The following is a 22,640-nucleotide window of genomic DNA, read 5'->3' as shown; positions in this document are numbered from 1 at the left end:
TGACCTCGACGATGCCCGGCCCCACACCGCCACACCGGCGGAGCCGACCCCACCAGGTACAGCACCGTATTTTTCGGCCCCACAGCCGCCACCAACCCCCCCCGCCCCCCCCCCCAATCGGCTCGGGGCCCTTCGGTGTACACGTCAGGCTCGGAGTACGTGAGGGTGTGTGGGGCTCAGCTCAGGAAGTCCCGGGCGATCTGCTCCGCCACCCGCTCCAGGATCGGTCCGGCGTCCTCGATGCACTTCGCCACGTCCGGCTCGACCTCCGTCAGTGGATACGCCCGCCGGATCCCGGCCCGGCCCAGCGCCTCCGGGGCCAGCGCGAGGCGGCCGCACACCGCGACGACCTCCTTGCCGGCCGCGCGGGCGGCAGCGGCGACGCCCGCCGGGGCCTTGCCGTGCAGGGTCTGCTCGTCCAGGGAGCCCTCGCCGGTGATCACCAGACCGGCCCGATCCAGCGCCGGGCCGAAGCCCAGCACGTCGAGCATGACCTCGATGCCGGGGCGGAAGCGGGCGCCGAGGAGAAGGGCGCCGTAGCCGATGCCGCCCGCCGCGCCCGCGCCCGGTGCGGCAGCGTGCTCGGCGGCCTGGGTGCCGAAGGATTCCTCCAGCACCTTGGCGAAGTGCGCGAGGGCCGCGTCCAGGGTCCGGACGTCGTCCGGTGAGGCGCCCTTCTGCGGGCCGTAGATCGCGGGCGCGCCCTTCGGGCCGGTCAGCGGGTTGTCCACGTCGCTGGCGAGCACGAGGTCGACGGAGGCCAGCCTGGGGTCGAGGGCGGACAGGTCGGCCGTGGCCAGGTTCTCCAGGCCCCCGCCGCCCGGCGCGACCGGCTCCCCGTCCGGGTCGAGGAAGCGTGCGCCCAGGGCGGTCAGCATGCCGGCGCCGCCGTCGGTGGTTGCGCTGCCGCCGACGCCGAAGACGATCGTGCGGGCGCCCGCGTCCAGTGCGGCCCGCAGCAGCTCGCCGGAGCCGTAGGTGGATGCCGTGAGCGGTGCGAAGACGCCCGCGGGCAGCCGCTGCAGGCCGCTCGCCTCGGCCATCTCCACGACTGCCGTGTCTCCGCGCAGCGCGAAAGCCGCCGTCACCTCGTGTCCGAGGGGCCCGGCGACCCGCACTTCCCGCCGCTCGAAGCCGGCCGCGACCGCCGCGTCCACGGTCCCGTCGCCGCCGTCGGCCACGGGCATGGCCTCCACCTGGAGGTCCGGCACGCCCCGGCGGAGACCGGCCGTCACACGCTCGGCGACCTGCACGGCCGTCAGCGACCCCTTGAACTTGTCCGCGGCGATGAGCACGCGCTGTGTCACCTGTTTTCCCCTTGCTCTCCGGGCCTCGCGCATGTCAAGGCCAGTCGCGCCGCTGCGACCTTAACCGGAGGAGGCCCATGACGTCATGCGCTGCCCGGACCCTGAGAAGGCGGCGGGAACGCGATGGGAACAACGTACGAGCGGCCCGGGGAACCCCTGTGCGAGCTGCCGAACCCCGCGCGGACGCGGCCGGAATTGGGTAAACCGGTCCTATGACCCCTGTGGGCACTGAGCCAGAGCTCGCCGACCGCATCCTCGGGGGCTGGCTGGGCCGGATCGCGGGCAACATGCTCGGCAAACCGGTCGAGCAGGGCGACCTGTGGACGCGGGACCGGATCGACCAGTATCTGCGGCAGGCCGCCGCCCTGCCCCTCACCGACTATCTCCCCGAGCCGCCGAGCGAGGACGACGGCTTCGAGCTGCGCCCCGAGTGGCGGCAGTGCGTACGCGGCCGTATCCACGGCAGCTGCCGCGACGACGACGTGGACTACGCGATCCTCGGCCTGGACCTCCTCGAAACCCACGGCTTCGGCTTCAGCACCGAGCAGGTCGGGGACCTGTGGCTGCTGCGGCTGCCGTATCTGCAGACCTTCACGGCGGAGCGGGCCGCCTACCGCAACCTCGCGAACGGGCTGAAGCCGCCGCTGACGGCGACGTACGACAACCCGTACCAGGAGTGGATCGGCGCCCTGATCCGGGCCGACATCTACGGCTGGACCTGCCCGGGCGTCCCGCGCCGGGCCGCCGCGCTCGCCCGCCGGGACGCGGTGCTGTCGCACACCGGCAACGGCGTGTACGGCGCGATGTGGGCGGCGGCGCTGATCGCGGCGGCGTTCACCGCGCCCACGGTCCGCCGGGCCGTCGATCAGGCCCTCGCCGTCATCCCGCCGAGCAGCCGCCTCGCGCGCACCGTACGCCGGGTGGTCTCGCTCCATGACACCCGGATGACCTGGGAGGACACGCTCACCACGGTCGCCGAGGAGACCGCCGGGCTCGGCTGGATCCACACCATCCCGAACGCGGCCGTGCTCACCGCCGGGCTGCTGTACGGCGACGGCGACTTCACCCGCACCATCACCCTCACCGTGCGCGGCGGCCTGGACACCGACTCCAACGGGGCGACCGCCGGGTCGGTGGCCGGTGTGCTGACCGGGGCGGAGGCGATCCCGGACCAGTGGAGCGAGCCGCTGGAGGACACGGTGCGCAGCGCGGTGTTCGGGTTCGACGGGATGCGGATCAGCGAGCTGGCGGAGCGGACGGTGCGGTTGGCGGAGGCAGAGGCAGAGGCCTGAGCGGCGCTTGAGCGGTGCCTGAGCGGCGGACCGGGCGGCGGCCGGACGGCGGACCGACATGTGTCGCATCCGCAGATCCGATCCGCGTCGGAGGTGTGGTCACGCGGGCTGGTTACTCTTCGTCAATGACCTCCACGCCAGACTTCGCCGCGTACATCGCCTCGCTCCCCCGCGTCCTCGCCGGTGCCGCCGCCCTCTTCCGGGACGCCGAGGGCCGGGTGCTGCTGGTGGAGCCCAACTACCGTGAGGGCTGGACGCTCCCGGGCGGCACGATCGAGTCCGACGACGGCGAGACGCCCCGCCAGGGCGCGCACCGCGAGACGCTTGAGGAGATCGGCCTCGACCGCGAGATCGGGCGCCTGCTCGCGCTGGACTGGGTGTACCGGCCGGGCTGGCCGCCGCTGGTGGCGTACCTGTACGACGGCGGGGTCCTCGCCGAGGACGACTTCAAGGCGATCCGGTTGCAGGAGGAGGAGCTGCTGTCGTGGCGGCTGGTGGCCCCCGAGGACGTCCTGGAGTACCTCCCGGGCGCCCTGGGCCACCGGGTACTGGCCGCACTGGACGTCCTCGCGGCGGGCGGCGGGACGGTGGAGCTGGAGAACGGGCGCCGGGTGGGGTGACCCAGGGGGCCGGCCTTGAGCGACGGTCGAATATCCATTCGCCGCCCCCACGGCGCCCGTCCTACCCTCGGCACCATGACCAAGCCCCTCGTCGCCCTGCTCAGCGGCGCCGGTATCTCCACCGAGCAGAGCATGGACGGAAGTAACCTCGCGTCATGGCCGATGACTTAGTACGGCGGGCACATTGGGGTGACTTGGCGGGGCAGAACTGGGCGGGGTTGGTCCGGCTGTCCCTCGAACCGGACGTTGGCGAGTTGGCCACGACCGCTGAAGGTGGGGGCCCGGACCAGCCCGCCGGCGGCGGCGCGAAGTGGCGTCCGGCCACGGGGCGGGACATCAAGAGCCGGGAAGAGCAGGAGAAGGACGCTCGCCGGTTCGTCGAGAGTCGCGGGGGCCGGTACGTCTACACCTATGAGGAACCCGACACCTCGGCGTGGAAGCGCAAGAGGGTTCGGATGCCTGACGGGTCTGTGGCCTACCGCGTCATCCGCCCAGTGTTCGAAGGGGCGTTGGAGGACCTCAAGAGTGCAGCGACCCCGAACGGCGACCGGCTGGATGGCCTGGTCGTCTATGACATCGACCGCCTGACGCGCGACAACCGGCACCTCGAAGACGCCATCGAAGTAGTCGAGAACTTCCGCCGTCCGATCATCGATATCACGGGCACGCTCGATCTCCTCACCGACAACGGCCGGACTGTCGCGCGCTTGCTGGTGACCGTGGCCAATAAGTCGAGCGCCGACACGGCCCGACGAGTGCGGCGCAAGCACCGTGCTCTGCAACAGGCCGGCATCCCCACCGGCAGCGCTCGTCCCTTTGGCTACAAGGACGACAAGCGCGCGCTGGAGCCCAAGGAGGCCGCCGCGCTGCGTAAGGCGGTTGAGCGCATTCTCACTGGCGCATCCCCTCGGACGATCGCAGCCGACTGGAACAAGCAAGGTCTGGCCACTGCACGAGGCAATCGGTGGAGCAAGGAGACCGTGAAGCAGGTGCTTCGGAACCCCCGGATCTGCGGTTACCGTTCTCGGAAGGTTGGGGAGTTCAATCCGGAGACCGGAACCGAGAGCGTCAGGGTTGAACCGGTCCTCGACGAGGACGGAGAGCCGGTCAAAGGGCAGTGGACTCCGATCATCCCGGTGACCGACTGGGAGGCCGTCACCGAAGTAATCGGCCACAACCCCGAGCCCGGCGACGCGTACAACGCCCGAAAGTACCTGGGGTCGGGGATCCTCCGATGCGACAAAGACGGCTGTGGAGGTCGCTTGCGCGCGCAGAAGGCCCCCGCAAGCAGGAAGAAGCCAGAAGGGTTCTTCTACTACACGTGCCCCGACAAGCGGAGCGGATACGGGTGCGGTGGCGTCCGCATCTCCGGACCGGAGACCGACGAGGCGCTCAAGATGCTCGTGATCGCCAAGTACGAGGAAGAGGCCCAGAGCAGGGAATCTGTGGCGGTGCCCGAGCAGTGGGAGGGCGAGGCCGCACTTGCCCGCATCCGGGAAGACATCGAGGACTGGACCGAACGGCGGGAACAGCGCCTGGTCAGTAAAGAGCGCTTCTTCGCATTCCTTGCAAAGGCGGAGGCGACGGAACGCCGACTGGTCAATGAGCGCAACGAGTGGCGCCGTCGCGTACTACGGGCAAAGGGAACGCCGGTCGACCTGCGGAGTGCGTGGGGTGATCTCGACTTCGTGGAGAAGCGCGCATACGTGGAAAAGACGCTGCTGACTGTGCTGGTCAGCCCAGCCGTCCGGCCTGGCGGTCCGGTCTGGAATCGGCTCACGCCTATCTATCGGGACGAAGACTGATCACCGACGCGAAGACACCGGGCCCGTCACGGCGCACGCTTGCAGCTACGGGCCCGACTCGTCCTCACCTCTAGACCAAGTATCGCGTTCACTTGCCGCCATCGTGCCTCTGACCACTTCGGGGCCCTGCGCGCGTGTTCACGGGCCCACGCCCAGCCAGCGGCCTCTGCGCTCTCTTGTCTCTCCGTCAGCGGTCAGCCTCCCCCGGTATGGCCGAGCGCTCTTCTCGGAGGACCTCCCGCAGCCGGGCCAGGTCTTCGGCGACTCCGGCAGCCAGGAGGGCAGCGCCGGGGGTGTGGCCGGAGCCGACGTAGCGCCAGTGCCGCTCGGCGACCGCGTCCGGGATGTCGGAATGCCCCACGTGGTCGCCGCGTTCAGCGCGGAGGGCCGCGTAGGTCGTCGAGTAGGCGCGGGACTTGGTGAGGATGTGGCCCCGGTATGCCCCCGTTGCTTCCCATGGGTGACGCGTTGTCGCCGGAGTTGGTGGGGGAGCTGACAGAGGCAGTCGTACCTGACAGCGGCGAGCTCCCGAAGGCCGAGAGGCGACGGTTGCTCGCTCTCGGTGTGGTGTGTTCGGCGTGAGCGGGCTTGCTCCGTCGGCTCCGGAGCAGGCGCGACGCCCGTCGGGCGCGACGCCCCCCAGTTCGTCTCGAACGGGGTACTTAGCTTGACCCCCGTCCCACCCAGCCCGCAGTACCCGTTCGGGTTTTACTACCCGAACGGGTACTGGCGGTGCCAAGCCTTCGCGAGCACACATGAGTCGTAAGCGTTTCGGACCGAAGGTGCTGGCCGACAGCGCCTGGGTAGCCTGTTCCGCAGCGGTGTGTAACCGCTCATGCTGAAGGCCGCAGTGGTGGGGGTACCAGCGATGCAAGTATCGCGTCAGGAGCTCAATCGTCGGCGTCGACGGCGTAGCTTTGTCGGCCGCAGCAACGAACTAGCATGCTTTCGGGACAACTTGGCCCGCGATCCTGAGGACGACGCGTTTCAGTACCTGTTCTACGTGCGCGGCCAGGCTGGGGTAGGGAAGTCATCGCTGATACGGCAGTGGGACATCGTGGCTCGCGAGCGTGGAGGTGCGACTGCTTATCTCGATGATGAAGTGCACAGTGTCATTGAGGCGATGGAAGCGATCAGTTTTCAGTTCGCCCGGCAGGACATAGAATTCAAGGCGTTCGAAAAGCAATTAGCCCTCTACCGTCAGCGACGCCACGAGGCGGAAGCGGTAGCGGGCGCCCCGGGGCCAGGTGATGCCGGGGCTGGGTCTCTTGGAGCTCCGACAACATCCAGCAGCCTGGCAGCCCAGGCTTCATTGGCTGGGCTGGGGTTGTTGCCCGGTATGGGGGCGGTGGCCGGCGCCATCGACCCACAACAACTGGCGCGTGGGACAGACTGGTTACGGACCTCACTCAGCGCTCGGTTCCGCAGCCACAGTGATGTCCAGCTGTTGCTCTCACCCTTGCGCACTCTGACACCGGTTTTCCTGGCAGATCTGGCTGAGGCAGCCGAGCGGCGTTCCTGGCTGGTGCTATTTGTGGACGTCCTGGAGCAGACTGGACCGCTACTCAACGAGTGGCTGCGTGAAGTCCTGGTCGACGGTACGTACGGGGAGTTCCCCAACAACGTCCTGGCCGTGCTGTCCGGACAGGGGGGTCTCGATGCCCGCTGCTGGGGAGACCACCTGGACCTGGTGACCGAGGTTCCCCTTGACGTGTTCACCGAAGAAGAGGCCCGGCGGTTATTAGCCGCGAGAGGTGTCGTAAGTGAAAACGTCATCCAACTCATTCTGCATCTGACGGGCCGGCTGCCGGTACTGGTCGATACCCTCGCTCAGAATCGTCCCCAGGATGTCGGCGAGATCAACGATCCGTCCGATACCGCGGTCGAGCGGTTCCTCAAATGGATAGCCGACCCACAACTGCGGGACATCACCCAGTCCTGTTCCCTGCCGCTGCACCTGGACGAGGACATCTACCGCGCTATAGTTCCCGAGACATTGGCTGATCAATACACGTGGCTGCGGAGCCTGCCCTTCGTTACCGGCCCGCCCGGTCGTTCCCGATACCACGACGTGGTCCGCGCCTCCATGATCCGCCTGCATCGCACCCAGTCCCCCGCACGCTGGCAGCACCAACAGAACTATCTATCTGACGTTTACCAGCAGCGCCGCCATGCGGAGGAGAACGCGTTGCCCCCCAGTGCATGCCGGGGAAACGGTGCGTGGCTGGAACACAAGCTCAATGAGACGTATCACCGCCTGTGCGCCCATCCCGCACAGGCTCTGCCTGACTCACTCCATGAGGTCGTCCTGGCGTGCGAGCACGGGGTTGCGGTAGTACGGCGTTGGGCTCAGGTATTGCTACAAGCCGGACACGACGCCGACAACCTGGCATTGACGGAATGGGGACGGCTGATCAGCACATCGTCCGCAGGCTCTGACCAGGTACCCAATCCTATTGGCGTTCTCACTCAATTGATGGCTGCGCCAGAGCTTCCCGCCACTGGTCGTGCGCTGGCCTACACACTCCGGGCAAACGCACGCCGCGCAGCGAGCAGGTACGACGACGCCCTTGACGACTATGCCGCTGCCCTGGCCCTAAGCCCCGACTTGCACCGTGCCCACTGCGGCATCGGCGAGACACAACGTCTAGCAGGGCGCTATGAGCTGGCCCTTGCCTCGTTCACCCGAGCCCTCGATATCGCCCCATGCGACACAGAGTGCGTTACGCGTCGCGGATTCACTTATCTCCTTATGGGGCGCCACGAAGACGCATTGGCGGACTACGACCGGGCCATTGGACTTAGTCCCCAGCGTGCCTGGTCGATCGCAAGTCGCGGGGAAACTTACCGCGTCATGAGTCGCTACGAAGAGGCGATCACCGATCTCACGCGCGCTCTCGAACTCAACCCCAACTTTGTGTGGCCCAGGGCAAGCCGCGGACACGCCTACTCGCGTCTGGGGCGCTATGAGGCTGCCCTTGCCGACTTCAACGGTGTAGTTGAGTCAGGCTCCGACGACAGTTGGCACTACTTCTGCCGCGGCGAAATATACCGGGTCATGGGCCGCTTCAGTGAGGCACTCTCCGACTTCACCCAGGCTCTAGAACTGAACCCCCAAGACGCCTGGAGTCTATGTAAGCGCGGAGACACGTATCGATCCATGGAACGCTATGATGATGCTATCACCGACCTTGCCCGCGCCATTGAACACAAACCGGATAACGGCTGGTTCCACTTGAGATATGCCATCGCGCTCCAAGTGATGGGGCGACCTGAAGAGCACCGTCACCTGCAACGCGCTGTAGACATCTTCTCCCGAAAGGTGTCCGCGGCGGGACCAGGGCTGGTGCACGCACACGGAAACCTCGTGATTGTCTACTGCGCCAGCCACGAATTGGATAGAGCAGCCGAAGAGCTCGATCTTTTCCTGGCGTCCGCTCCGAGTAAATGGCGCATCATTGAAGCAGTCAGAGACCTTAATGATCTACGGGAAGCCCTGACCGTCATCTCCCCCCGGGTGCAAGCCCTGCAAGAACGACTGAAGGTCGCAACGGGCCCGAATGCATGACCGGGCCAGCTCCGAGCTCCGCTGGGATCACGGCGAAGTACGCCATTCCGCACCCCCAAATCTTCTGGCCGCTTCCTTCCGCAAGGGCCGAAGTACGGAGTTGACGGCGCGCCTCCGTGGAGGTGAACGCCAAGGACCTTGTCGGCGGCTCCGGCGCGGCCGGTCGCAGGCCCTGCTCGTGCTGGCGCATCTGCGGGCGAGCACACCTACACCCAGCTCGCGGCAAGCTTTAGCGCCGAGATTACCCACCGTCTACGGGTACGTCCGAGACTGTCGATGCCTTGGCCGCCAATCACACCAGACCTCGTAGCCGCCTTCTGCGCAGCACCCCACAAAGCGCTCGTGGTCCTTAACGCACGCTGCAACCGCGTCGCCGCCAATGGGCGTACTACTCGGGAAGCACTGACTGCCAGCCCTGCCCGGTGCCGTGCTGGACATCAAGGCCGCCCGCGCCTACAGCATCATCGACGCCCTCGCGGACGCCGGCTTCCCCTACCGGGCTGACAACGGTTGCCAAGGCGCTCTCGGCACCGTCCGCGTGCTCAACGGCGGCCGCTGACGTCGCGGCAGCCTCCTGAGAAGAGGCTCAGCCACCTGCCCTGGCTACTCCGAACGGGCAGGAGACCCCAGTCCCGCCCCGGCCGCAGTGCCCGTTCGCATTTTTGTTGTCCGAAAGGTCCCGCTGGTGGCACAGGCTCAGCCTGATAAACGCCGCTATCCTCCCAGAGCCAAGCGGGCAGCCACCGTGCGCGGACATGGACCGCAGCCGTCCAGCGCAGCCAACAAGCGAAGGCCAAGCCCCGATATCCGCTCGCTCCGAGCAGGCAAGCGTCCTACTCTCGGGCCCATGAACAGGCCACTCGTCGCCATCCTTAGTGGCGCAGGGATCTCCACCGATTCCGGCATCCCTGATTATCGTGGTCCGAACGGGCTGTGGCGACGCGATCCCGAGGCCGAGAAGCTCGTGACGTACGAGTACTACATGGGTGACCCGGAGATCCGGCGGCGCTCCTGGCAGATGCGGCGCAAGAACCGGACGCTGAAGGCCGAGCCGAACGCCGCGCACCGGGCCGTCGCCGAGCTGGAGCGGACCGGGGTGCCGGTGCGGGTCATCACGCAGAACGTCGACGGGTTGCACCAGCTCGCCGGGATGCCCGCCCGCAAGGTGCTCGAACTGCACGGCAGCGCACGGAGTGTGGTCTGCACGAAGTGTCATGCGCGCGGGCCGATGGAGGACGCCCTCGCCCGGGTCGAGGCCGGTGAGGAGGATCCGCCGTGCCTGGAGTGTGGCGGGATCCTGAAGTCGGCGACGGTGATGTTCGGCGAGCGGCTCGATCCGGTGGTCCTCGGTGAGGCGCTCGCGATCACCAAGGCGTGCCAGGTGTTCATCGCCGTCGGCACCAGCCTGCAGGTGCAGCCCGCCGCCGGGCTGGCCGGTGTCGCCGCCGATCACGGGGCGCGGCTGGTCATCGTCAACGCCGAGCCGACGCCGTACGACGAACGCGCCGACGAGGTCGTACGGGAGCCCATCGGCACCGCCCTGCCCAGACTGCTCAGCACATTGACCACCGCGAGTGATACGTGACCATGCCTTGCAACGGCTGACACGGTGAGGTGGATTGGTCCTGATCGCCGTGGAACACCACCTGATCACCGACGGGCAGGTCACGCAGCTCGTTCCCTTGCTCGACGCGGATCCGCTGGCAGCGAAGGGCCGATGTCCATGAGGCATTCCTCAAACTCGCCTGTTGCCTCATCAACTACCGCCGACTCGGGTCATTGTGTCAGCCGCCGTAATTAATAAAGGTGCCTTCGTAATGCGGGTGCCGTCCTGGCGATACACGCCACTCATGGTGCCCTTCTTCCGGCCCTCGCCGAGCGCCAGGGCTTGTCGGTGATCCCCTCGGAAACCGATGGCCTACGACGCGAGGAAAGGGAGGGAGGCGCTCCGCATTCACGAAGCTCAAGACCAGCTCAATTGGCTGTTGCAGAACACCGGAAGAGGATACGGTCGCACACATATCCGAATCGGGAACATGACAAGGGGAGTCAATGTTCACGCGTTCCGTCATACGTTCCACTATCGCCGCCGCAGCCTTGGCCCTGACCGCCGCCACCGCTACGAGCGCCAACGCCGCCGCTGACACCGGCACCAAGGAACCGAAGATCATCGAACTCAGGGGCAACAAGGGCCTCAAGATGATCGAAGGCGCCGACGGCAAGGCACTTCTGGAAACCAACACCACTGTGACTGCGGCTGCCGCCAACGTTTGCGGCTCCGGCTACACCATCTCCGCCGGCGCTGCGCGCTACGGCAACAACGCCAGCCTCTACCTGTGGTGGAACGGCAAGTACAGCGGCTCCAACAAGCTGTACGACAAGTACATCTGCGGTGTCCTGTTCAACGACACCGGCTACACCCGCAACATGGGCATCAAGCTCTGGTCCAACTACACGGCTGACCCCGTCAAGGAAGACTTCGGGTACTACAAGACCTACGCGGGACCCGTGTACCAGAAGCGCGGCGGCTGCGGCAAGGCGTACTCCTACATGCTGGACGGCTCCGGCGTCGTCGTCGACAACTACTTCACGATGTCCGGATGCAACTGACCTCCACTCGTGGCGGGTTGCGTCGTATCGCATACGGCGCAGCCGTCGCCGCCACCGTCTTCGGCGCAGCCGGATGCACCGCCAGTCCGACCGTTCCGGACAGGGCCACGGAATCTGTGACCGCCCCGCCGTCGCCGGTGGCCGAACAGACCGATGCACCCACGCCTGACCCGACGCCGGTGATCAGTTACCTCGGTAAGACGAAGATCGTCACCTTGGGCAATGTCGAAGCACGGGTCACGCCCGGCGAGTTCGGCATCAATGTGGCCTGCAACGTCAGCAATGACGCGGGGAGAGCTCTCCGGTACAAGACGCAGATCACTGTCAGCTCCGAAGGCGTCTCATACAGCGCGGAATTCGACTTCGGTTCCATCGAGTCCGGAGCCGTCGGCCAGCAGTCCAAGGCCGTGGGATCCAATGCCACTGAAGTGCGCAAGGAAGATCTCAAGGTGTACATCGACTCCGTCATCACTTACTAGCGAAAGACGGGAATGAGACACAAACAAACCGTGATGATGGCTGCCCTCACGGCAGCCTTAGCGATGACAACCTCGTTCATCACTACCGCACAAGCAGCGGAACCAACTCCACCCCCAAATGCGGCAGATGGCTGGGCCACCGACACCACTGACGGCAAGACGGTCAAGCTCAAGCCATCGGCCATCCCCGCCAAAGACCGTAAGCAAATCCTCGGCGCGGACTACCAGAAGAGCGACGACCGTATCGTCACCATCTCCGGCGACGGCACCGGGCTGCATGTCCTCACCGGAAAGGCCAAGGACGGCTATGCCCTGAAGACAGCGGCCACCCTGTACGAGGAAGGCTTCGCCTCCGACACCTGGATCGGTAACCACTGCGTCACCGAATCCGGGAAGTACGCCGCCGTCGCCTACGCCCCGCGCATGTTCACCAACAAGCCCGAGCTGATGGTGCGCGGCGCGTTCACCGCCATCGTCGACCTCGACTCGGGGAAGGTGACCAAGCTCCCCAACAGCGCCTCACTGGCCTACTTCAGCCCCGGCTGCGGCAACGGCGACGATGCTGTCTTCACACAGCTCACCCACGACGAGGACACAGAGCAGAAGACCCGTCTCATCACGGTCGACGCCGCCACCGGCAAGACCGCCAAGCCGGCCGTGTTCCCGGGACAGGTCACTTCCGCCGTACCCACAAAGGACGGGATCGCCGCCGCACACGGCAACAAGCTCGTCCGCATCAAGGGCAGCAAAGAGATCGAGCTGGCCCGCACGCGCACGGTGCCGTTCCAGATCACCGCGGACGCCGCCGGCGGTGTCACGTTCATCGACCGCGAGCTGGACAAGAAGGCGGACATCACGCCGAAGTCCTGGGCCAAGAGGATCAAGGGAACGGCGAAGCCGGTCACCCTGGCCGAAGGCAACCTCGACGCATGGGATCTGACCTCCTCGGCCGAGGGGAATGTCTTCATCACCGGTAAGGCGAAGACGAAGAGCACGCTGCCCACGGCCGTCGCCAACCCTGGTGGCCTCACCAAGGGAGCGCTCGTCTCCAGCCATGGACTGACCGCCGCCACCACCCAGTGGTCGGACGGAAAGACCACACTGATCAACCCCGAGGACGCCGACCAGGCACGCCCCACCCGGGTGAGCCTGAAGTCCCTGGCGACGGAAGAGACGGCCACCCTCGACGTCACTCCCAGCGCCGGCCACAACGGCGGCGTCTCTCCGTCGCTGCCCGGAGCCGAGCCGCAGGGCGACGGCGGCCGCGAGATCGACAGCGAGCCGGAGAGCGACGGCATGTCGACCCAGATGACCCGTACCCAGGCCATCGCCGCCTTCACGGACCCCAAGCCCGGCAGCGCCAGTGACCCGAAGGAGAACGCCGACGAACGCACGTGCGCCGTACCGCGCAACGACGTCAAGCTCCAGGCGTTCCAGCCGACCCCGCGCCAGGTGGAATGGGCCGTGGATCAGGCGGTCGTCGGTGAACTCAAACTGACACGCCCCGCGAACTGGAAAGACACGGGCATCGGCGCCTACACGCCGCAATCCATGTTCCAGCCCATCGTGCTGGCCGGTGACCCCAACGGAACCCTCGACAACGAGGATCCCGACGTCACCGACAAGTACCACATCCCTTCGCAGGTGATGCTCGGCATTACCGCGCAGGAAACCAACATGTGGCAGGCCACCCGCTTCGCCGTCCCCGGTGTCACCGCGAACTCCCTGGTCGGCAACTACTACGGTGTCGACTTCGCCGCCTCCGGTCAGCAGAACGACCCGTGGTCGATCAACTGGTTCGACGCCGACTGCGGCTACGGCATCACCCAGGCCACCGACGGTATGCGGCTTCCCAACAAGGGCCAGGACACCCTCTCGACCCTGAAGCAGCAGGCCGTGGCGGTCGACTACACCGTCAACATCGCAGCCGGCGCGCAGATCCTGTCCCACAAGTGGAACGACACCTACAAGGCGGGCCTGAGGCTGAACAACGGCCACCCGCAGTACATCGAAAACTGGTTCTTCGCCCTGTGGGCCTACAACTCGGGCTTCCACCCGACGGCCGACTCCGCCGGTCACAAGGGTGTCGGGTGGACCAACAACCCGGCCAACCCGCTGTGGAAGGCCAACCGCCCCATGTTCCTCGAACGCGCGGGAGGAGGCGACGACTACAGCCACGCGGCACACCCGCAGGACTGGCCCTACGAGGAGAAGGTGATCGGCTGGGCCGCACGCCCGATCTCAGCCATGTCCGCGCCGGGCGACTTCGCACCCGGCTATCTGGCCGCCTGGTGGAAAGACATCGGTGCCCGCAGCAACGCCCAGCCCCCCGTTGACCTGTTCTGCGACTCGACGAACCACTGCAACCCGTCGAAGATCGGCGACAACGACTCCAACGACCAGGGCCAGGGAGCATGCACCCTGGACAGCGGGACCGAAGAGACCAACCCGCACTGGCTGCACTGCTGGTGGGACCACGCCGCACCCAACTGGAAGGACTGCCAGACCCTGGCCCAGTGCGGTAACGCCGTGCACCGCTTCGACACCAGCTACCCCGAACAACCGGACGGAAAAGCCTACCCGCCCCGCTGCTCCAGCGGCCTCCCGGACGGCACCCTGGTCGTCGACAACCTCCCGAAGGGCACCACGCCCACAGGATCCACGGCAAGAGGCTGCGGCCCTGTCGAGTCCGACGGAACGTTCTCCTTCAGCTTCGGGTCAACGAGTACCACAATGGAACGCCCCGACGACTCGACGCTGACCATGACGACGTACCCGAGCAAGATCGACACGCATCAGATCGGGGCGGGATACGGGGATCACTTCTGGTTCGCGCACACCCGGCAGCCGGAGACCCACCCCAGCCTGAGCGGCCGTATGAAGGTGACCGGAAAGTGGACCCTGGGCCAGTCCAATATCGGCTGGGCTCGCGTTCTGGTCCACATGCCTGACCACGGGGCGCACACCCGGCAAGCGGTGTACACGGTGGGCGGGTCGAACTCGAAGTCACCGAATCGTGCGATCCAGCAGAGAGTCCAGAAGAACTCATGGGTCAATCTCGGCGTCTTCCAGTTCACCGGCACCCCGAGCGTGTCCCTGAGCAACTTCACCGAGGACGGCGACGGCTCTGAAGACGTCGCCTGGGACGCGGTCGCCTTCCAGAAACTTCCCCGGAAGCCCGCGGACCAGATCGTCGCCCTGGGTGACTCGTTCTCGTCCGGCGAAGGGGCATCCGAGGGAAACACCAACTACTACCCGGAGAGCAACTACCGCTCGGCCACCGGTGATTCCACGCGGGATGCCTGCCACCGCTCCAACAAGGCGTGGTCACGCCAGGCCACACTGCCGGGCATGACCAAGTCGATCGGAGAACTCGCCGACACCAACAACGCCGGCCTCGACTACAAGATGGTCGCCTGTTCCGGTGCCCGCAGCTACAACATCGACAAATACGGCCAGAACAGTGAACTCTCGCAGATCAAGGCCGGATACCTGGACCAGAACACCACCCTGGTCACCATGTCGATCGGCGGCAACGACGCACGCTTCACCCCGATCATCCAGAAGTGCATCCTGGCAGGCGACAACAACTGTGCCGACTCGATCTTCGACCAGGCGAACTTCGATGACACGAAGGTCGCGGGAGATGAGCAATTCTTCGGGAAGGCGTTCAAGGAAGCCGTACCGGGACTGATCACTTCCGTCGTGCGCCGGGACATCCTGGCGACCATCGAGAAGATCCATGAAAAGGCGCCCAACGCGAGGATCCTCCTCATGGGCTATCCCGTCCTGGTCTCCGGCGACGGGAGCTGCCTGAAGCTGAACACCGGCCTGCCGTACGGGCTCTCTCCCGCCACAACCCAGTGGCTGGGGACCGTGGCCACACACCTGGCCAAGGAGATGGGCAACGCGGTGACCGACGCCAAGAACAAGGGCATTGACGCCAAGTTCGCCAACCCCATCTCCAAGTTCAGCGGCAAGGGCATCTGCGGGGACCCGGAGAGCATCCACGGCATCGTCACCAAGCTCGTCGACAGCGACAAGCCGGCCGTCGATTGGCCGATCCTCAAGGACTACGGGCTGTCCGCTCAGTCATTCCACCCGAAGATCGCCGGAGCGCGCCTTTACGCTGATGTGCTCGAAGCGAGTCTGAACGGCTGGGCACCCTGACCTGATGACCCGATGACCTGCTGGCAAAGGGCCCTGGCGGGATTCCCCGCCAGGGCCCTTTGTCGTCTGGTCATGCACCGCTCGGCGTGCAGGAGTAGTCCTCACTGCCGTCGCCATCACCGACCTTGGTGCAACTGAGGTAGCTCCTCGTGTCGCTGAGGAGGAAAATACCTCCATGCTTTTTGGCCGCAGCTTCCAGATCGACATCCGATGGATCGCTTGCCGAAGCCTCGTAGTATTCCCCCGTCAGGCGGCCAGAGCCCTCGGCCACCTTGTTCGCAGGGATCCATTCGAATGCAATGCTCTTGCCGTCAAGAACACCGTGGAGGCCGGTGCTCTTCCCTTCACATGCTTCGGTCACAGCACTGTCGGACGGGTAAATGGGTTTCATGTCTTTCGCCATCCGGCACAGCACGGCGCCGGTGTTCTCCCCGGACGTGAAGTACGAGTACATCCTCATGTAGCACGACATGTCAGGGTTCTTGGGAGGGTCTGGATCGAACACGGGAGGCGTTCCTTTGCCTGAGCACACGTCCGTTGTTTCCGCTACCGTCACGTGAAGATCCGGGTGCCCTTCCTCGATCCGATGGGCATAGTCCCGCATCCGCTGCTTGACGCTCTTACGCGCATCCTCGGCCTGTCCGGACTTGGCCAGATCCTTCAGCGCACTACTACCGCACCCAGCCAGCATTGAAATACATGCCAACACGGACGCTGCCCCCATCCAGGCCCTGCGCGGTACCCGCATATACTTTTCCATTCACGATGCGCCATGTTCACATTTCAATGCTCAGCATATGGCGCCCTCCAGCGATACTGAAGGCCGCCATATTTTTTTCAGCCTGGCCCAGGGTCTCGTGACCCTGATTGTGTTATTTCGAGTCGTTATTGACGAGTTTCTTCACGCTGGTCCGGACGAGTCGGGATCCCGAGGCCGAGAAGCTCGTGACGTACGAGTACTACATGGGCAACCCGGAGATCCGGCGGCGGTCGTGGCAGAACGCGGACGGGCTGCACCACCGACGGGCCCCTCAGGCCCCTTGTGTCCTCAGCCGAGGAGGCGGCGCTTCTGTTCCTCGAACTCCTCGTCGGTCAGCACTCCCTGCGCCTTCAGCTCACCCAGCTGTTTGAGCTGCGCGATCTTGTCCCCCATGTCGTCCGAGGAACCGGTCGGCGGTGCCGGCTGGGCCGCCTGCTGCTGTTCGTAGTCCTGCTGCGCCCACCGGCCGGCCTGGCGCCGCGAGACACGGTTCGACACAGCCGTGGCAGTACCGGCGACGACGGCGGTGCGCGCGGCACCGCGAAGCAGTCCGGGCATGTCTTCTCATCTCCCAGGGGTGCGCGATCAGCTCCGGCGATCGCAGATCAGGCGCCGGACGGTGAAGCCTCGGCGACCTCCAAGGAGGCCAACAGGGCCTGGACCGGAATGCGCCCGCCCGCCACCAGCTGGGCCCCGCCGCGCCTCAGCTCCCGCGCCAGAGGCGCGGCCCATACGTTCTCGTAGACCAGGAGTGCCGCGGAGTTGCCCGGCTCCAGCACGGTTCCCGCTTCCTGGACGTCATCCTCGCCCATGAGGCCCGAGGAGGCTCCCTCGAAGACGGACAGGTCCACCTCGCCCCCCATGTCCGTCAGCTCCACAGCCGAGACCGAGCCGTCCTCGTCCTTGCGGATGAAGAGAAGATCGAGGATTCGGATGATGCCGCGGTCGACCAGGTCGAGGAGCAACGGGAATCCCTCACCCGTCATACGGTTGCCGGGGAACTCGACGATCAGATAGTCGACGGGCCCCATCTCTGCCACATCGTCGCTCATGGCCACTCCTGAGCTGCGGAGGGTTTGAAGAACAGATGCGGCAGCCCGCGCCGTCGTGGGGCGCAGACGCGCACGCACCGTCTCCCTCACCATTCCACCACCGGGCCGAAGACGCCGCATGCCGTAAGGCGCACGGCCACGTGTGCCGTGATCGGCCGGCCGATCGGCTAGGGGCGGATCCCGTCGCAGGCGATGGGCAGATGTCGTGGGCCGCGCAGTACGGCGTTCTGGCGGTACGGGGGCGGGTCCTGAAGCAGGCGGGGGTTTTCCAGCCTTCGGGCCAGCTCGGACAGGGCGTGCTGGGCCTCCAGCCGGGCCAGTGGTGCGCCGAAGCAGCTGTGGATGCCGCTGCCCAGGCCGAGGTGCTGGATGTCCGGGCGGTCCGGGTCGAAGCGGTCCGGGTCCGAGAAGCGCTGAGGGTCGCGGTTTCCCGATGCCAGGACCAGCCAGAGGGAGGCGCCCTTGGGGATGGTGACGCCGCGGACCTCGATGTCGACGAGGGTGGTGCGCTGGGGCAGCAGCTGCACCGGGGGCTCGTAGCGCAGCAGTTCCTCGACGAGGGGCACGGCCAGCCGGGGATCGCGGCGCAGGCGTTCCAGGATGTCGGGGTGGCGCAGCAGGGTGAGCATGCCGTTGGTGATGAGGTTGACGGTGGTCTCGTGCCCCGCGATCAGCAGCAGCGCGGCGGTGCTGAGCAGCTCCATCGTGCTCATCGGGCCGTCCCCGCCCTTGGCTGTCGCCAGCTGGGAGAGCATGTCGTCGCCGGGGTTCTTGCGGCGTTCCTCGATCAGGCCGGCCAGGTACATGCCCAGTTGCATACGGGCGTCGTGCGCGCCCTTGCCCCGCTCTGCGGGGTCCGCGTCCGGGTCGGGGTCCAGGCTCGCGGCGAGGGTGTCCGCCCAGGTGTGGAAGCGTGCCTCGTCCTCGCGCGGCACGCCGAGCAGCCGGCAGATCACCGTCACCGGGAAGGGATACGAGAACTGCTCCACCAGGTCGATACGGCCCGGGTCGCCGATGCCGTCGATGAGGCCGGAGACGATGTCGTGGAGCTCCGGGCGCATCCCGTCGACCCGGTGGGGAGAGTGCGGCGGGCCGAAGTGACGGTTGGTCATCCGACGCATCCGGTCGTGTTCCGGCGGGTCGAGCTTCAGGAAGCCCGGCGGCAGGGCGCCCTCCTCCTGGGACGCCTCGGCCAGCGGGTCGGCGGCGTGCGAGGCGAGGTTGCGGGCGTCGGAGCTGATCCGGGGGTCGTGCAGGAGGCTGCGGATCTCGTAGTAGGTGCTGACGACATAGGGCCCGTCGTCCTCGTGGTGGACCGGCGTCTTCCGCAGCTCCTCGTAGACCGGGTAGGGGTCGGCGCGGTTGGCAGGGTCCAGGATCTGGTGCACCAGGGATTGGGTCATGGCGAATCCTCAAGTCCTCGTAGCCATTGCTCCTCGTAGCCGTAGGCCCTCATGGCCGCAGGTCCTCATGGCCGCAGGTCCTCATGGCCGTGCGGATCAGTGCGCCGGGGTGAACGTCATCCGGCGGTCGGCCGGTGAGTAGCCGCTGACGGTCACGGTGGGGCCGTGGGTGGGGACCGACGGGTCGGGGAAGTCCGCGTCGAGCGGCCGCTGTCCGTCCGGACGCCGGTCGACCGTGGTGAACGGCGGCGGGAACGGCGCGGTGGACTCGATCAGCTCCTGGTAGAACGGCAGCCACCGGGCCTGGTCGAAGGCCACGGCGCCGATGACGCGCCCCTGGTAGCCGTAGACGCCGACGAACCGGTGTTCCTTGAGCGAGCCCTGCGTGATGAGGATCTCCGTCCCCAGCGAGGGCACCCCGACCGACTTGATGTTGACTCCGAACTGCGCGGACCAGAAGGCCGGCACCTCCAGGTGAGGGAGCCGGTCGGCGCTCTCGCTGAGCATGTTGTGCGCGGCGACACCGGCCTGGGTGACGGCGTTGCCCCAGTGCTCCAGGGCCAGGAACTGGTAGCCGAACAGGGGGTGCGGGCAGCGGGCGACATCACCGGCGGCGTAGATGTCGTCGGTCACGATGCCGCGGATGTCGAAGGCACGGCAGCCCGCGTCGCAGGCGATGCCGCGGGGCCCGGCGCCGAGCCCGGAACCGGCGAGCCATTCGGTGTTGCGGGTGGCGCCGAGCGAGACGACCACCACGTCGGTCTCCACGACCGACCCGTCGGACAGCCGTGCGGCACGCACCCGTCCCGCGGTGTCGCCCTCCAGCGCGGTCACCATGACCCCGCACCGCAGGTCCACCCCGTGCTCACGCTGCATCTCGGCGGCGACCGCGCCGACCACCCCGCCGAGTGCGCCGACCAGGGGGGCCGCGCCGCGCTCCACGACGGTGACGGCGAGGCCGCGCTCACGGCAGGCGGAGGCGATCTCCGAGCCGGTGAACCCGGCCCCGACGACCAGGACCCGCTTGGGTCCCGCGTCCAGCCGGCGGGCGAACGCGGCACTGTCGTCGCGGCCCCGCAGCACGAAGACGCCGTCGAGCTCCGCCTCGGCCTCGTGCGGCCACGGCCGCGCCCGCACCCCGGTGGCGATCAGCAGCCGGTCGTAGGGCACCTCGTCGCCGTCGGCCAGCCGCACCCGCCTGCCGGCCATGTCCAGGCCGGTGGCCGCGACGCCGAGCCGCCAGGTGGCGTCGACGGCCCGGAGCCGGGGCAGCGCGGTGCGCTCGGCCCTGGCCCTGCCCAGCAGCACCTGTTTGGACAGCGGGGGTCGGTCGTACGGCTCGTGGGGCTCGTCGCCGATCATGGTCAGTGACCCCGCGAAGCCCTTCTCCCGCAGGGCCTCCGCGGCCCGCAGGCCGGCCAGTGAGGCGCCGACGACCACGATGTGGCCTTCGTGCCTGAGCCGTTCCAGGGATCCGTCACCGGGCACCGGACACCGCCTCGGCCGGTACGTCCCCGGCATCCACCGCGTCCACCGTGTCCACCGCATCCACGAGGATCGCCTGGACGGGGCAGGCCGCGGCGGCCCGGGCGAGCTTCTCGCGCTGTGCCTCGTCGACGTCCGGGTCGTACAGCAGCCCTTCCTCGCCGTGCATGGCGAAGACCTCCGGGGCGAGGAACGCGCACTGCGCATACCCCTGGCAGCGGTTCAGATCGACGGCAATCCTGACCACGTGATCGGTCCTCTCCAAGGGCCCGGTCAGCCCTCCTTCGACCACTCTCGGTGGCCGGACGGGATGCGACGACGAGGAGGAGGCCGTTCGGGTGAGGCGCGAGGCGTGAAGGGTGAGGGTGAGGCGTGACGGGTGCGGCCTGATCAGGGCGGGGCGGCGGGCCGTGCCCCGGCGGGGCGCGGGCCCCACAGGATGTTCAGGCTGAGGATCAGCGCCCAGGCCGGGAAGACCAGTTCGGACCAAGGCACGTCCGAGCCCACCACCAGCAGCGTCAGGCCCGCCAGATAGCCGAGGACGACGAGCGGGCGCGGGAGGACGCCGAGTCGGCGGCCGATGGTCGAGGTCGTGATGATGAAGACCGCCGCCATCCGCATGGCGTACGTGGTCAGCAGGGCGTAGGCGAAGTCGCGGCCGAAGCCGGAGCCGGAGCTCTGCCGGCTCTCGTCGATTGCGGTGCCGGCCGCCGCGGCGGCGCCGAACAGGGTGGCGACGAAGACCAGGCCACTGCCCAGGAACACGGTGGCCACGAACCGGTCCTCGCCCTCGCCGGCCTGTTCACGCAGGGCGCCCATGAACCACAGGAACGCGATCCCGGCGAACGGGAGCAGCTCCAGTGCCGTCCGCAGGGCGCTGCGCTGTCCGGCGTCGACGGCCCCGTCGCCCCCGCCGTCGGGCAGAGCGACGCGCACCAGGACGATCGCCGTGGCCATCAGGATCGCGAACACCACTCCGGCCACCCCGGCGGCCCAGGGTGTCGCGAGTCGCTCGTCGCCGCGTGCCATGGTCTCTCGCTTTCTGCCTGCTCTCCTTCGTACAGAGACCAGCGATTACGGGACTCACGCCACCGGGGTCACTCGGGCGGAAGACCGCGGTGCGCCATACAGGTGCGTGACCGCACAGAACGCGGACGGCCCGAAAAGCGGCTGCGGGGGCTCGGCGAGTGGATCAGAATCCAGGCCATGACTTCTGCCATCCGCCATACGACGATCGACTCCGCCGACGCCTACCGTCTCGCCGGCTTCTGGTCCCAGGTGCTGGGCCTGCCCGTGCACGAGGACGACGAGCCGGGGGACGAGGACGTGTTGATCGAGGGGGCGGGGCTGCTGTTCGTCACCGTCCCGGAGCCCAAGAGCGTGAAGAACCGGGTTCATCTGGATCTTCAGCCGCAGGATCGCACCCGGGACGAGGAGGTCGAGCGGCTCCTCGCCCTCGGCGCCACCCTGGTCGACGACCGTCGCAGGCCGGACGGGACGGGCTGGGCGGTCCTCGCCGATCCGGAGGGCAACGAGTTCTGCGTGGAGCGCGGTGCGGCGGAGCGGACCGGCTGATGCGGGCCCGCTAGAAAAGCGCCGTCCCGTTCTCGAAGTCCAGCAACCGCTGCTTGCGGTCCAGGCCGCCGCCGTATCCGGTGAGGCCGCCGTTCGCGCCGACGACGCGGTGGCAGGGGACGATGATGCCGATCGGGTTCTTGCCGTTGGCGAGGCCGACCGCGCGGGAGGCGCCGGAGTTGCCCAGGGCGTCGGCGAGTTGGCCGTACGAGCGGGTCTCGCCGTAGGGAATGCGGCGCAGCTGGTCCCAGACGCGCTGTTGGAACTCGGTGCCGTTCAGGCTCAGTTCGAGGGTGAACTCCTTCAAGTCGCCCGCGAAATACGCCGCTAGTTCGTCGATGGCCGCCCCGAAGGGCGTCTCGTCGCGCTCCCCGAAGGTCTCCTCGGGTGGGCGGTGGCGTTGGCCGGTCATGTAGAGGCCGCACAGGGCGCCGTCCTCGGCGACGAGGGTGAGCGGGCCGTACGGGCTGTCGATGACGGTGTGCTGCTTCATCTTCGGTTCCTTACGCTTCAC

Annotated in this window: 20 protein-coding genes and 2 pseudogenes; 11 read left to right on the top strand and 11 right to left on the bottom strand. The window is 67.2% G+C overall.

Annotated elements, in window-relative coordinates; translation table 11 throughout:
- Positions 1–176: 176 nt before the first annotated feature.
- Positions 177–1,340 (bottom strand): glycerate kinase, encoded by a 1,164-nt coding sequence (locus ACFWYS_RS23570; protein ID WP_384772263.1) that lies wholly within the window; start codon positions 1,338–1,340, stop codon positions 177–179.
- Positions 1,341–1,519: 179 nt separating this feature from the next.
- On the opposite strand from ACFWYS_RS23570, the gene ACFWYS_RS23565 reads away from it, so the two are divergent.
- From ACFWYS_RS23565 to ACFWYS_RS23555, 3 genes are all read left to right on the top strand, one after another.
- The gene (locus ACFWYS_RS23565) at positions 1,520–2,599 is read left to right on the top strand and encodes an ADP-ribosylglycohydrolase family protein (RefSeq protein WP_384772260.1); all 1,080 of its coding nucleotides are present in this window, start codon (positions 1,520–1,522) and stop codon (positions 2,597–2,599) included.
- A 125-nt stretch (positions 2,600–2,724) separates the two neighbouring features.
- Positions 2,725–3,219, top strand: coding sequence for an NUDIX domain-containing protein (locus ACFWYS_RS23560; protein WP_384772257.1), 495 nt, complete (start codon positions 2,725–2,727; stop codon positions 3,217–3,219).
- Between the two features lie 155 nt (positions 3,220–3,374).
- Entirely contained in the window at positions 3,375–5,024 is a 1,650-nt protein-coding gene (locus ACFWYS_RS23555) for a recombinase family protein (RefSeq protein WP_384772254.1), read from the top strand.
- Between the two features lie 187 nt (positions 5,025–5,211).
- Here ACFWYS_RS23555 and ACFWYS_RS23550 read toward each other — a convergent pair whose 3' ends face one another.
- Both ACFWYS_RS23550 and ACFWYS_RS23545 read right to left on the bottom strand, forming a co-directional pair.
- Positions 5,212–5,667: a replication initiator gene (locus ACFWYS_RS23550; protein WP_384772430.1), complete on the bottom strand. Its 456-nt coding sequence runs from the start codon at positions 5,665–5,667 to the stop codon at positions 5,212–5,214.
- Positions 5,628–5,732 (bottom strand): annotated as a pseudogene (locus ACFWYS_RS23545) (peptide-methionine (S)-S-oxide reductase); the annotation flags it as partial. The pseudogene ACFWYS_RS23545 and the gene ACFWYS_RS23550, both read right to left, overlap by 40 nt.
- A gap of 127 nt (positions 5,733–5,859) precedes the next feature.
- Between ACFWYS_RS23545 and ACFWYS_RS23540 the strand changes: the two are divergent.
- The 6 genes from ACFWYS_RS23540 to ACFWYS_RS23515 all read left to right on the top strand — a co-directional run bounded on the left by ACFWYS_RS23540 (position 5,860) and on the right by ACFWYS_RS23515 (position 15,851).
- Positions 5,860–8,592, top strand: coding sequence for a tetratricopeptide repeat protein (locus tag ACFWYS_RS23540; RefSeq protein ID WP_384772252.1), 2,733 nt, complete (start codon positions 5,860–5,862; stop codon positions 8,590–8,592).
- A gap of 427 nt (positions 8,593–9,019) precedes the next feature.
- Positions 9,020–9,151 (top strand): hypothetical protein, encoded by a 132-nt coding sequence (locus ACFWYS_RS23535; RefSeq protein WP_384772249.1) that lies wholly within the window; start codon positions 9,020–9,022, stop codon positions 9,149–9,151.
- 288 nt (positions 9,152–9,439) lie between these two features.
- The gene (locus ACFWYS_RS23530) at positions 9,440–10,177 is read left to right on the top strand and encodes an NAD-dependent deacetylase (protein WP_384772246.1); all 738 of its coding nucleotides are present in this window, start codon (positions 9,440–9,442) and stop codon (positions 10,175–10,177) included.
- Between the two features lie 467 nt (positions 10,178–10,644).
- Complete coding sequence (locus ACFWYS_RS23525; protein WP_384772245.1) at positions 10,645–11,202, top strand: hypothetical protein; 558 nt, start codon at positions 10,645–10,647, stop codon at positions 11,200–11,202.
- Entirely contained in the window at positions 11,193–11,681 is a 489-nt protein-coding gene (locus tag ACFWYS_RS23520; RefSeq protein WP_384772242.1) for a hypothetical protein, read from the top strand. The genes ACFWYS_RS23525 and ACFWYS_RS23520 overlap by 10 nt, the downstream gene beginning before the upstream one ends.
- Before the next feature lie 63 nt (positions 11,682–11,744).
- A complete protein-coding gene (locus ACFWYS_RS23515) occupies positions 11,745–15,851 on the top strand; it encodes an SGNH/GDSL hydrolase family protein (protein WP_384772239.1) in 4,107 nt (1,368 codons plus the stop codon).
- 70 nt (positions 15,852–15,921) lie between these two features.
- On the opposite strand, the gene ACFWYS_RS23510 is transcribed toward ACFWYS_RS23515, so the two are convergent.
- Positions 15,922–16,560, bottom strand: coding sequence for a hypothetical protein (locus ACFWYS_RS23510; RefSeq protein ID WP_384772236.1), 639 nt, complete (start codon positions 16,558–16,560; stop codon positions 15,922–15,924).
- 212 nt (positions 16,561–16,772) lie between these two features.
- Between ACFWYS_RS23510 and ACFWYS_RS23505 the strand changes: the two are divergent.
- Positions 16,773–16,850 (top strand): annotated as a pseudogene (locus tag ACFWYS_RS23505) (NAD-dependent deacetylase); the annotation flags it as partial.
- 49 nt (positions 16,851–16,899) lie between these two features.
- Here the strand turns inward: ACFWYS_RS23505 and ACFWYS_RS23500 are convergent.
- The 6 genes from ACFWYS_RS23500 to ACFWYS_RS23475 all read right to left on the bottom strand — a co-directional run bounded on the left by ACFWYS_RS23500 (position 16,900) and on the right by ACFWYS_RS23475 (position 21,580).
- Positions 16,900–17,169 (bottom strand): SHOCT domain-containing protein, encoded by a 270-nt coding sequence (locus ACFWYS_RS23500; RefSeq protein ID WP_384772233.1) that lies wholly within the window; start codon positions 17,167–17,169, stop codon positions 16,900–16,902.
- A gap of 47 nt (positions 17,170–17,216) precedes the next feature.
- Entirely contained in the window at positions 17,217–17,663 is a 447-nt protein-coding gene (locus ACFWYS_RS23495) for a DUF6325 family protein (RefSeq protein ID WP_384772231.1), read from the bottom strand.
- Between the two features lie 167 nt (positions 17,664–17,830).
- A complete protein-coding gene (locus tag ACFWYS_RS23490) occupies positions 17,831–19,066 on the bottom strand; it encodes a cytochrome P450 (protein WP_384772228.1) in 1,236 nt (411 codons plus the stop codon).
- 96 nt (positions 19,067–19,162) lie between these two features.
- Positions 19,163–20,587 (bottom strand): NAD(P)/FAD-dependent oxidoreductase, encoded by a 1,425-nt coding sequence (locus ACFWYS_RS23485; RefSeq protein ID WP_384772226.1) that lies wholly within the window; start codon positions 20,585–20,587, stop codon positions 19,163–19,165.
- Positions 20,544–20,798, bottom strand: a complete 255-nt coding sequence (locus ACFWYS_RS23480; RefSeq protein WP_384772223.1) for a ferredoxin — start codon at positions 20,796–20,798, stop codon at positions 20,544–20,546. Before ACFWYS_RS23480 ends, ACFWYS_RS23485 begins: the two co-directional genes overlap by 44 nt.
- 143 nt (positions 20,799–20,941) lie before the next feature.
- On the bottom strand, positions 20,942–21,580 hold the full coding sequence (locus tag ACFWYS_RS23475; RefSeq protein WP_384772220.1) for a hypothetical protein: 639 nt from the start codon (positions 21,578–21,580) through the stop codon (positions 20,942–20,944).
- A gap of 177 nt (positions 21,581–21,757) precedes the next feature.
- On the opposite strand from ACFWYS_RS23475, the gene ACFWYS_RS23470 reads away from it, so the two are divergent.
- Complete coding sequence (locus ACFWYS_RS23470; RefSeq protein ID WP_384772217.1) at positions 21,758–22,126, top strand: VOC family protein; 369 nt, start codon at positions 21,758–21,760, stop codon at positions 22,124–22,126.
- A gap of 10 nt (positions 22,127–22,136) precedes the next feature.
- Here the strand turns inward: ACFWYS_RS23470 and ACFWYS_RS23465 are convergent, their stop codons facing one another.
- On the bottom strand, positions 22,137–22,619 hold the full coding sequence (locus ACFWYS_RS23465) for a methylated-DNA--[protein]-cysteine S-methyltransferase (protein ID WP_384772214.1): 483 nt from the start codon (positions 22,617–22,619) through the stop codon (positions 22,137–22,139).
- Positions 22,620–22,640: the final 21 nt, after the last annotated feature.

It is taken from the genome of Streptomyces sp. NPDC059010 (genome assembly GCF_042740355.1).
GTDB lineage: Bacteria > Actinomycetota > Actinomycetes > Streptomycetales > Streptomycetaceae > Streptomyces.
This window is presented reverse-complemented; position numbering and strand designations above follow the sequence as displayed.